This is a genomic window from Bacillus sp. ISL-47 (assembly GCF_018613175.1).
GTDB lineage: Bacteria > Bacillota > Bacilli > Bacillales > Cytobacillaceae > Cytobacillus.
Genome location: NZ_JAGGQS010000057.1, coordinates 23,898 through 33,148 on the forward strand (window position 1 = coordinate 23,898; position 9,251 = coordinate 33,148).

General features: G+C 41.4%; 11 protein-coding genes. 4 read left to right on the forward strand and 7 right to left on the reverse strand.

What is annotated here, in order from left to right; all coding sequences use genetic code 11:
* Nucleotides 1-13: 13 nt before the first annotated feature.
* The 3 genes from J7I93_RS19405 to J7I93_RS19415 all read right to left on the reverse strand — a co-directional run bounded on the left by J7I93_RS19405 (nucleotide 14) and on the right by J7I93_RS19415 (nucleotide 3,781).
* On the reverse strand, nucleotides 14-1,063 hold the full coding sequence (locus J7I93_RS19405; RefSeq protein WP_214727667.1) for a cytochrome d ubiquinol oxidase subunit II: 1,050 nt from the start codon (nucleotides 1,061-1,063) through the stop codon (nucleotides 14-16).
* A gap of 13 nt (nucleotides 1,064-1,076) precedes the next feature.
* Nucleotides 1,077-2,438: a cytochrome ubiquinol oxidase subunit I gene (locus J7I93_RS19410; RefSeq protein ID WP_214727669.1), complete on the reverse strand. Its 1,362-nt coding sequence runs from the start codon at nucleotides 2,436-2,438 to the stop codon at nucleotides 1,077-1,079.
* A gap of 320 nt (nucleotides 2,439-2,758) precedes the next feature.
* Complete coding sequence (locus J7I93_RS19415) at nucleotides 2,759-3,781, reverse strand: metal ABC transporter solute-binding protein, Zn/Mn family (RefSeq protein ID WP_214727671.1); 1,023 nt, start codon at nucleotides 3,779-3,781, stop codon at nucleotides 2,759-2,761.
* A gap of 290 nt (nucleotides 3,782-4,071) precedes the next feature.
* Between J7I93_RS19415 and J7I93_RS19420 the strand changes: the two genes are divergently transcribed.
* The gene (locus J7I93_RS19420) at nucleotides 4,072-4,635 is read left to right on the forward strand and encodes a beta-class carbonic anhydrase (RefSeq protein ID WP_214727673.1); all 564 of its coding nucleotides are present in this window, start codon (nucleotides 4,072-4,074) and stop codon (nucleotides 4,633-4,635) included.
* Here J7I93_RS19420 and yidD read toward each other — a convergent pair.
* Nucleotides 4,632-4,871 (reverse strand): membrane protein insertion efficiency factor YidD, encoded by a 240-nt coding sequence (gene yidD / locus J7I93_RS19425; RefSeq protein WP_214727675.1) that lies wholly within the window; start codon nucleotides 4,869-4,871, stop codon nucleotides 4,632-4,634. The genes J7I93_RS19420 and yidD overlap by 4 nt on opposite strands.
* A 140-nt stretch (nucleotides 4,872-5,011) precedes the next feature.
* Between yidD and J7I93_RS19430 the strand changes: the two genes are divergently transcribed.
* Nucleotides 5,012-5,485 (forward strand): S-ribosylhomocysteine lyase, encoded by a 474-nt coding sequence (locus tag J7I93_RS19430; RefSeq protein ID WP_214727676.1) that lies wholly within the window; start codon nucleotides 5,012-5,014, stop codon nucleotides 5,483-5,485.
* 32 nt (nucleotides 5,486-5,517) lie between these two features.
* On the opposite strand, the gene cls is transcribed toward J7I93_RS19430, so the two are convergent.
* Nucleotides 5,518-6,966 (reverse strand): cardiolipin synthase, encoded by a 1,449-nt coding sequence (gene cls, locus J7I93_RS19435; RefSeq protein WP_214727677.1) that lies wholly within the window; start codon nucleotides 6,964-6,966, stop codon nucleotides 5,518-5,520.
* Between the two features lie 100 nt (nucleotides 6,967-7,066).
* A complete protein-coding gene (gene ytzI / locus J7I93_RS19440; RefSeq protein WP_214727678.1) occupies nucleotides 7,067-7,249 on the reverse strand; it encodes a YtzI protein in 183 nt (60 codons plus the stop codon).
* Between the two features lie 128 nt (nucleotides 7,250-7,377).
* Here ytzI and J7I93_RS19445 point away from each other — a divergent pair, with 128 nt between their 5' ends.
* Entirely contained in the window at nucleotides 7,378-7,815 is a 438-nt protein-coding gene (locus J7I93_RS19445; protein ID WP_214727679.1) for a Dps family protein, read from the forward strand.
* 304 nt (nucleotides 7,816-8,119) lie between these two features.
* On the opposite strand, the gene J7I93_RS19450 is transcribed toward J7I93_RS19445, so the two are convergent.
* Nucleotides 8,120-8,377, reverse strand: coding sequence for a DUF6154 family protein (locus tag J7I93_RS19450; protein WP_214727680.1), 258 nt, complete (start codon nucleotides 8,375-8,377; stop codon nucleotides 8,120-8,122).
* Nucleotides 8,378-8,884: 507 nt separating this feature from the next.
* On the opposite strand from J7I93_RS19450, the gene J7I93_RS19455 reads away from it, so the two are divergent.
* Nucleotides 8,885-9,214 carry a hydrolase gene (locus J7I93_RS19455; protein ID WP_214727681.1) on the forward strand — a complete coding sequence of 110 codons (330 nt, stop codon included), beginning with the start codon at nucleotides 8,885-8,887 and terminating at the stop codon, nucleotides 9,212-9,214.
* Nucleotides 9,215-9,251 lie beyond the last annotated feature (37 nt).

Sequence of the window (9,251 nt, forward strand, 5' to 3'; positions counted from 1 at the left end):
TTTGCAGGGAATGTTAGGTTGGGTCTTTGGTTTGTTTTTGCCGCAGATAGCGTTTGTCGTTCATGAATAAGCTCCAAAAGTAAATAAAGCCAGGGAATAGGATTAGAAATCCTGCAATATAGGTAGCGAATATTGCCCTGAATGAGCTTGGATCTGTAAAGGCTGAGGCAATGGTTACCTCTGGATAAACGATGTATGGCAGATGTGCTTTTCCGTATACATAGCTGGCAGCCAGGTATTGCAGGGTGACCGCTATGACGGCGAGCCTTGGGATCCCCTTCACGCCTTTTTTATTTACTGATGGCAGGAAAAGCGCTAATCCGCCAAGTAAAAACAATCCGAGCGAAAACAAGAGCAAAGGAAGATCATCCAGCATTTTTTCGTAAATCCAGAAGGCTTCCTTCTTTAGTGTGAACATAATAAGAAAAGCCATGACAATCGAAATTGGCCCCAAAATAATGGCATCCCTGCGGTACACAGAGTAGGCTTCCATTTCCTCCGAGGCTTTGGAGTAGTCCGACAGCAGCAGGGAGGACAAAAACAGGGTGCTGCAGATGGCAAAGCCGATAAAAGCATATTCATTGGGGCTTGTAAAAAGACGTGCCAGGTCCAGTGACTGCCTGCCATCAGCGAAGTTCACGAAATTCCCGTGAGTGATCGGCAATACGCTGATCAGCAATCCAGGAATCAGTATCCCTGATATACCTGAAACATATGTAAGCGGTTTTCGGTATTCCTCAGCGATGTTGGAAAACACGAGGAATGCGCTGCGGATAGCCAGCAGCAGTAAAATTAGGCTTCCAGGAATGAGAAGCACGGTTCCCAGAGTATAAGCTGCAGAAGGAAATAGGCTATAAACGGCTACAACAATTGCAACGATAAAGGTGTTTGTAACTTCCCAGGTAGGCGATAAATACCGGTTTGCCACATTTGTAGCTTTGATTTTTGGCCGATTTAAATAAATCATAGACCAGAATCCGGCGCCAAAATCCATCGTTGCCATAACTGCGTATATAAATACAAATCCCCATAGCACCGTTATGGCCAGCAGTTCTTCAGGCATTCAGTTCACTCCTTCACGTGTTTGATCCGTAGAGAGGAACGTTTTTTTGTTCAGCTCTATTGATATCATCAATGACCGTATTCTTTTTAAAGTAATAAAGCATGACAAATACAACTGCCGCCCCGAGCACTACATAAATCAAGGCAAAAAGAATAAATAAAATACCTAAATTCTCCGCAGTTGTAACGGAATCAGCAGTGGAAAGCACCCGGTAAATGGTCCAAGGCTGGCGTCCTGTACATGCGAAAATCCAGCCAAACTCAATCCCCAGAACTGCCAGCGGGCCTGATGCAATAAAAGCCCACATAAAGAAACGGGGAAAACGGTCCCTTTTCAAAAACTTGTTCCATAAGAAGGCGACCAATGATAATAAAATCAGTAATGAACCTATTCCGACCATCGCATTAAAAAGGGTATGGACGAAAAGCGGCGGCCACTCTTCTTCCGGAAAATCATTCAACCCTACTACGACGGTATCAAAGCTATTTCCGGCCAAAAAACTCAACGCCCAAGGGATTTCTATACCCCATTTCACTTCCTGTGTTTCACGGTCTGTAAATCCGCCGATTGCCAGCGGGGCGTACGATTGAGTTTCAAACAGCCCTTCTGCTGCCGCCAGCTTCTCAGGCTGGTATTCATGGAGATATTGGGCAGATTCATGGCCGTTTATGGCTGTTAGAAAGGAAAAGATTCCTCCTACGATTAAGCTAAGCATTAAGGCTTTTTTATGAAAGTTATAAACTCTGGTTCCAAATGGTGTCTTCAGCATTTTAAAAGCGGCTACCGATGCGACCACAAATGCCCCTGTGGTATAGGCCGATAGTGCCACATGTCCTGCTGTCACAATAAAGCTCGGGTTAAAAAAGGCAGCCCAGGGATCCACATCGACAATTTCTCCATCAACAATCCTGAATCCCTGCGGTGTTCCTTCAAAGGCATGGACATTTGTAATCAGGACGGCAGAAGCGAACGCACCAAGAGCAACGAGAACCAGGCTTGAAATCCGCATCCATGGCGGGATTCTTTCAGCTGCATACACATAAATGGACATAAATAAAGCCTCAATAAAAAAGGCGTAGATTTCAATTTGGAATGGCAATGCCATTACTATGCCGATCACTTCCATAAAACCTGGCCATAGGAGGGAGAGCTGTGTACCCGCAATCGTTCCTGTTGGGATTCCCACTCCAAGGAGCACGGCAAAGGCCTTGGTCCACCTTTTAGCCATAATGACATAATCCTGGTCCTTCGTTTTTTGATAAAGGAGTTCGGCAGTTAGCATCATAAGCGGCAAACCCACGCCTATTGTGGCAAAAATAATGTGGAAGCCCATGGTGGTCCCAAATAAGGACCGGGCAATCAATAAATCACTCATTGAATTTTCATCCCTTCAAAATTCTTCAATGGAAATAGTTTCTTCTAAATTAAACCCAAATATGTAAACATTTCCTTGAATTGATTTCTAAGGAATGAATTCTAGAAAACAGATGAGCTAATTTCTGTTGCAGTCTCTCGGTTTCCCCGGACGGTCCGTTGCTCTTCTGCATATGATAGGCCTGTGCGGGATCTTTCTTTGATTCAATCTCCCGCAGATGTATACGCCTTTCGCTCCCATCAACAGGTGCTGAATTCAAAGTGAACTTTTACACAGCCAAGGAAATAAAAAAACCTCCCAGGTTGGGAGGTGAGCTTTACTTATTCATTTAATGCTTTTTCGAGTGAGGCAAGATTGTCTCTCATGAGAGTAAAGTAAGTCTGATTATCTTGTATGTCCTCTTCTGTTAAGACAGACAAGTTATGGAGCATTAAAGGTTTGGCACCGATTTCTTTTTGCAGAATTTCGGTGAGCCGTGAGCTCACATTCTGTTCAAAAAAGACATACTTTAAGTCATGCTCTTTTGCTTCAGCAATAATTTTCTGTAATTCCTTTTGGGTAGGTTCACTTGAAGAGTTTAACCCGGAGACACTAATTTGGTCTAATCCGTAGCGTTCTTCCCAATAGCCGTAAGCAGCATGGGAAACAATGAATTCTTTATGCTTCGCATTCTTTATGGTTTGCTCGAAATCGCTGTGCAAGTCATCAAGCTCTTGTGCAAGCTCCTGATAATTTTTTTCGAATTGCTCTTCGTGTTCAGGCATCTGTTCTGCTAAAGCGGCTTTAACCGATTTTGCCATTTCCTTGGCGTATAAAGGATCAAGCCATACATGCGGGTCAATGTCCCCGTGGTTATGGTCATCATTGCCTTCTTCTGCTTCGCCGGAATGATCATCAGAATGGCTTTCTTCTTCTTCACCGGAATGTTCCTCTGAGTGCCCTTCTTCTTCATGTGCTGCATCGTGATTGTCTTCGGAATGAACAAACTCGATATTTTCTCCCGCGGCGGCCATTGTAACATTCTCATTTTTCAATGTTTCTTTTGCTTTTTCCACAAATCCTTCAAGTCCGAGTCCCACAAAAATAAAAAGATCTGAATCAGCCAAGTTCATCATATCTTTTTGAGATGGCTCAAAAGTATGTTCATCTGATCCAGGAGGATAAACCGTTTCTACTTGTATAAAATCTCCGCCAATCCTTTCTGTAAAATATTGAAGCGGGTAGACAGTTGTATAAACAGTCTCTTTCTTGTTTTCCCCTCCTTCTTTTGCAGGGGGTTCATCTGTGCAGGCTGATAAAACCAGAATAAGGCCTAGAGTTAAAAAAATAATGGCTTTTTTCATGACGTTTCTCCTCTCTTTATAAAGCGTATTTATTACGATTTATCAAGTAAAAAAATATTTAATACGTAATCATTACGATTTCACTTAGTAATCTTACAAAATATATAGCCAAAAAGCAAGGATAAAATTTGTTTGAAGCCCCGGCTTTTTGTATCATGGTTAAGAGGGACATTTTTTAACAATCCATAGCCAGCCTGTTAAAGTCTCTCTATATTATTGACAATAAGTTTGTCCGATATAGCAGCTAAGAGCTGCTGGTCTCATAATTAATTAGAATGGGAGTGGAACAATTGAAACTTTTAGAAGAAATATTAAACCATAATCAGCAATTTGTTGAAGAAAAGAGATACGAAGAGTTTGAAACAACAAAATTCCCAAATAAAAAGATGGTTATTTTAACTTGCATGGACACCCGTTTAGTCGAGCTGCTTCCTAAAGCACTAAATGTAAGAAATGGTGATGTGAAAATTATTAAAAATGCTGGCGCGCTTGTCACACACCCTTTTGGAAGTATTATGAGAAGCATCCTTATTGCAGTATACCAGCTGCAGGCGAAGGAAGTATTTGTGATTGGCCATCATGATTGCGGGATGAGCGGAATGAAGGCTGATACTGTTGTTAGCAGTATGAAGGAGAGAGGCATTACAGAGGATGCATTGGATACGATGACTTATTCAGGAATTGCCGCCGGCGACTGGCTGAAGGGCTTTGAAAAAGTAGAGGAGAGTGTAGCGCACAGTGTTCATATGGTGAAAAAGCATCCATTAATGCCCGAGGATGTGCCTGTGCACGGATTAGTCATTAACCCAGGCACAGGTAAGCTCGATTTGGTAGTAGACGGGTACGGGTCTTAATCCTTTTTTTTGCCGGGCCATTCCTCAGGGACAAAATCAATCCCGCCTGGATGAAAAGGATGGCATTTGGCGATTCGTTTTATTGTAAGCCAGCCGCCCCTTAGCGCTCCGAACCGCTTTACAGATTCCAGCCCATAATGGGAACATGTGGGATAAAAACGGCATGTTGGAGGCTTAAGAGGTGAAATAACAATTTGGTAAAAGCGAAATAGTGATAGTAATAATTTTTTCAGCATAAAAAGGCCTTCCCTTTTGCGAACATATTTTCCTTTAAAATAACATATAATCGTTAAAACGTCTAAATGTTCATATTAATTTGATGAATTTAGTCGGGAATTGCGTTATAATAAAAGGAAAACATTAGGGAGTGTTCTTGATGCCTTCAGTTGAAAGCTTTGAATTAGATCATAACGCTGTTAAAGCGCCATATGTAAGGCACTGTGGTGTACATAAGGTTGGAAGTGACGGTGTGGTCAATAAATTTGATATTCGCTTCTGTCAGCCAAACAAACAGGCCATGAAGCCGGATGTGATTCATACATTGGAGCATCTGCTTGCTTTCAATATCCGTACACATGCCGAAAAGTATGATCATTTTGATATCATTGATATTTCACCGATGGGATGCCAGACAGGCTATTATCTGGTTGTAAGCGGAGAACCGGCAGTAGAGGAAATCATCGATTTGCTTGAAGCTACATTGAAGGATGCGGTTGAAGTAACGGAAATTCCTGCTGCAAATGAAAAGCAATGCGGCCAGGCAAAACTTCATGATCTTGAAGGTGCCAAGCGCCTGATGAGATTTTGGCTGGATCAATCAAAGGAAGATTTAAAACAAGTTTTTGCATAAAAGAAAAACGGGCTGCCATCAGCCCGTTTTTTCTATAAGATCGGGGACAACAGCCTTGAAACTGACTCTTTCAATTTAATTTTTAAAGCCCTCTTGCTATAGTCTTCTGCTGTCAGCTTTCTTGATAGCTGGATATCTTCTTTAAAGCTTTCTGTTAAGTTTCTCGATACTTCACGATCATATATAAATGCGTTAACTTCAAAGTTCAGTCTGAAACTTCTCACGTCAATGTTGGCCGTCCCGACGGAGGAAACCTCTTCATCCACAATCAGTGTTTTGGCGTGGATAAAGCCATTTTCATAAATATAAATATTTGCATCAGCTTTCAGCATTTCCCCCACATAGGAAAAGGTTGCCCAATAGACAAACATATGGTCAGGCTTGTTCGGAATCATGATATTGACTTCCACTCCGGATAGTGCAGCAATTCTCAAAGCGTCCAGAACGCTTGCATCCGGAATGAAGTATGGGGTTTGGATATAAATAGATTTGCGGGCTGACGAAATCATTTTAATATAGCCATTTTTAATTTGTTCCCACTCCGAATCGGGTCCGCTGGTAACAATCTGCATTCCTACATTTTCAGACGAATAGGCTCGCGGAAAGAATTCAGGAGCATAGTAGATATCATGGCGATGGGAAGCCTGATTCCAGTCAAGGATGAAGCGTGTTTGCATGGAGTGAACCGCACTTCCTTCAATCCGTAAATGGGTATCACGCCAATAGCCGAATCTTGGATTTAAGCCGAGATATTCATCCCCAACGTTGAATCCGCCGACATAGCCAATTTTGCCGTCTATGATGGCAAGCTTGCGGTGATTGCGGTAATTAATCCTCAGGTTAATAAAATGCAGACGTGAAGGGAAAAAGGCTTCAATCTCGCCGCCGGCTGCCATCAGCTCTTTAAAAACTTTTTTGTGCAGGCTTCTTGAGCCAAGCTCATCATACAGTACTCTCACTTTTACCCCTTCTTTGGCTTTTTCAGTGAGCAGATTGATCAGACTTCTCCCAAGATTATCTCGCTTAAAAATATAGTATTGTAAATGAATGTGATCCTTTGCTTCCGTAATATCCCGTATAAGCGAGTCAAATTTCTCTCTGCCATCGGTAAAGATGGTGACAGAGTTATCCTGAGTCAAAACAGCATCATTGTTAACCAGATGCATGTAGATCAGATCTTTGCATTTTAAAATAATGTTATTCTGAAAGCGAAAATCTTTGGCCTTGATCCCCTTAATCTGATTATTGAGCAGTTCATCAATCCCAAACTTTTTGCGGTCTTCCCATTGGAACATTTTTCTTCTCGTTAAATTTTGGCCAAAGAAAAGGTACATGAAAAACCCAAGCAGCGGAATGAAGAACAGAACCATCAGCCATGCCCAGGTAGCACCGGCATCTCTTCGTTCCAAAAATATAACGAAAACAGCAAGAATAATATTTAATACTAAAAAAACAGTAAGCATGATGGAGTAAATATCCATTAGAATGTCCTCTCCACTTTTATAGTCATTTTATCAATCCCCTATTAAAGAAAAGGAAAACCTCCGAAAAGGCGGAGGCTCTATTTATAATAGCGTATGCTTATGATTGGTTTTTGTTTTTTTCTGATCCCTCTTCCTGTTGTTCGTTTTCTTTTTTATTTTCAGGTAGCGGATCAATCGGGTCTACTGTATGTTTAAATTGATAGGCTTTTGAAGTGGTTACTACACTTAATAATAGAACCACGAAGACGATGATAATTGATATCACTAAAACCGTATACATGTTTCTCCCCCTTTTCTAACAATATTTTACCATGAAAATAGCTCTTTCATGAAAAATTTCGCGGTAGAACTAGCACAGGTTTTATTTCTATTTTTTGAGGGTATTCTATTGTTGGGAGGATGATTTATATGAATAAAGAATTAATAAGTGCTGTTAATCAGCAAGTAGCAAACTGGACTGTTTTATATGTAAAGCTTCATAACTACCACTGGTATATTAAAGGGAAAAACTTCTTTACCCTGCATGCCAAGTTTGAGGAACTTTATAATGAAGCCAATGAACATGTAGATGAATTAGCTGAACGAATTTTAGCATTAGAAGGAAATCCGGTTGCAACCATGAAGGAGTGCCTGGATACGGCTTCAATCAAAGAAGCGACAGGAGCTGAAAAAGAAGAAGAAATGGTCCAATCGATTGTTGATGACTTCGAAAAAATGCTTAACGAGCTTCAGGAAGGCATTGAGCTTGCAGAAGAAGCGAAAGATGAAGGCACAGGCGATATGCTGATTGCTGTTAAGCAAAGCTTGAAAAAACATATTTGGATGCTTAAAGCATACCTGGGATAATAGATGAGGACTGGCTGGAAAGCCGGTCTTTTCTCATTTGGCTCTGTTTAAGCTCAAAGCTGAAATTGACACACTGCAGATTGGAGGGAAGGCGTGAGACTCAAGTGGGAGAAGCGAGTATAAGGGAGGTTTCCGCAGGCGCATGGTGACTAAGGAGCATCAGACAGCCCGCGGAAAGCGAACGCCTGGATTGGAAAGAACAGACAAGTTTAGCAGTGCCTTTCATTTTTTTTGCAAAATAAAAAGCGGCATTGGAGCCGCTGCATAATTTTATGGATTTAAAATATATCCTGGTATGTATCGTTTAATGTATGTTTCTATGATGGATGATCGGGCTGCGGCGCTGGCCATAATTTTCGCTTGCAAATTTCCCTTTCAAGCTCTCAATCAAATAAAGCCCCATTAAGTCATAAAGCTCCTGGTTATCCATATCTCGGATAATGCCCAGCAAATCCTCTCTATCCATTTCCTCCAAGAAGGCGAAAGCGAGCATGTCAATATCCTCTTCATCACCTGTCAGCTTGTTCCGGTAGAGTTCGTAAAGCTCATCAATAAGTTTCATGGCAATTCACCTCCCTAAAAAAAGATCCCGTTTTAAATAGTATACTTATTTAATACCCTTCATGCCGAAAAATATTCCTCGCCGCCTTACTTCGGGACGATGCGCTGATCTCAGCCATTGATTAAACTTAGTATATGTAAGCTCATGGAGAATGATCTTAATTTCGTATAATTTTATCATAAATGTGGGAAACGATAACTAAGAAAGCCGAATTGCTTAGAACATTTGAATTCTTTTTTTAATAACCAAGGCTCTGTTAAAGCTTATTATTGTTTAGCAACCTGTTGATTGGAGCGGAAGGCTCGAGACAGCTCGAAAATGCTATCGGTTTTCTTCGCGCGGTGTTTACTCAGAGATGCTTATTCAAAGTCCTGCGGGAGTGCAGATCAAAGGGAGACCCCGCAAGAGCAAAGCGATGAGGCGTTGGGCCGCCAGCAGAAAGGGAGTGGCTGCAGCGAACATCAACAGGCAAATTAAACAGAACCTAAACCAAAAGGGGCTGACAGGATGGAAGGGAATAAAAAAACGTATTATATAACGCTTGCCTCCGGGGAAATATCACAGAGTGCCACAGACTCGACCTGGAATTATAAAATCGAGGCAAATGACGATGAAATTATTGCATTAAGGGAGTACTTTGACCAAAACTATTCAACAGAGTGGCAAAACTTCTTCAGAGCTCACGTTCCGTATGTCCAGTACCATTACGACCGTGAAAATGATGCCTACGATGAGACGATGAAAAAAATCTACGGAATGATTTATAATCTAGGCGACGATGAAGCCCGAAAGCATATTGAAGGTATGGGCATTCTTACTGAAGACGAACATAAATAAAAAGCTGAGGCATTTGTAGACTAACCTAGATAAATGA

What these genes read in the sequence shown, in the direction of transcription:
- ytzI (WP_214727678.1), bottom strand. Translation starts at nt 7,249, where the DNA reads ATGTATACGGTTTTAGTGATATCAATTATCATCGTCTTCGTGGTTCTA.
- J7I93_RS19410 (WP_214727669.1), bottom strand. Translation starts at nt 2,438, where the DNA reads ATGAGTGATTTATTGATTGCCCGGTCCTTATTTGGGACCACCATGGGC.
- cls (WP_214727677.1), bottom strand. Translation starts at nt 6,966, where the DNA reads ATGGATATTTACTCCATCATGCTTACTGTTTTTTTAGTATTAAATATT.
- J7I93_RS19405 (WP_214727667.1), bottom strand. Translation starts at nt 1,063, where the DNA reads ATGCCTGAAGAACTGCTGGCCATAACGGTGCTATGGGGATTTGTATTT.
- J7I93_RS19455 (WP_214727681.1), top strand. Translation starts at nt 8,885, where the DNA reads ATGGAAGGGAATAAAAAAACGTATTATATAACGCTTGCCTCCGGGGAA.
- yidD (WP_214727675.1), bottom strand. Translation starts at nt 4,871, where the DNA reads ATGCTGAAAAAATTATTACTATCACTATTTCGCTTTTACCAAATTGTT.
- J7I93_RS19445 (WP_214727679.1), top strand. Translation starts at nt 7,378, where the DNA reads ATGAATAAAGAATTAATAAGTGCTGTTAATCAGCAAGTAGCAAACTGG.
- J7I93_RS19415 (WP_214727671.1), bottom strand. Translation starts at nt 3,781, where the DNA reads ATGAAAAAAGCCATTATTTTTTTAACTCTAGGCCTTATTCTGGTTTTA.
- J7I93_RS19450 (WP_214727680.1), bottom strand. Translation starts at nt 8,377, where the DNA reads ATGAAACTTATTGATGAGCTTTACGAACTCTACCGGAACAAGCTGACA.
- J7I93_RS19430 (WP_214727676.1), top strand. Translation starts at nt 5,012, where the DNA reads ATGCCTTCAGTTGAAAGCTTTGAATTAGATCATAACGCTGTTAAAGCG.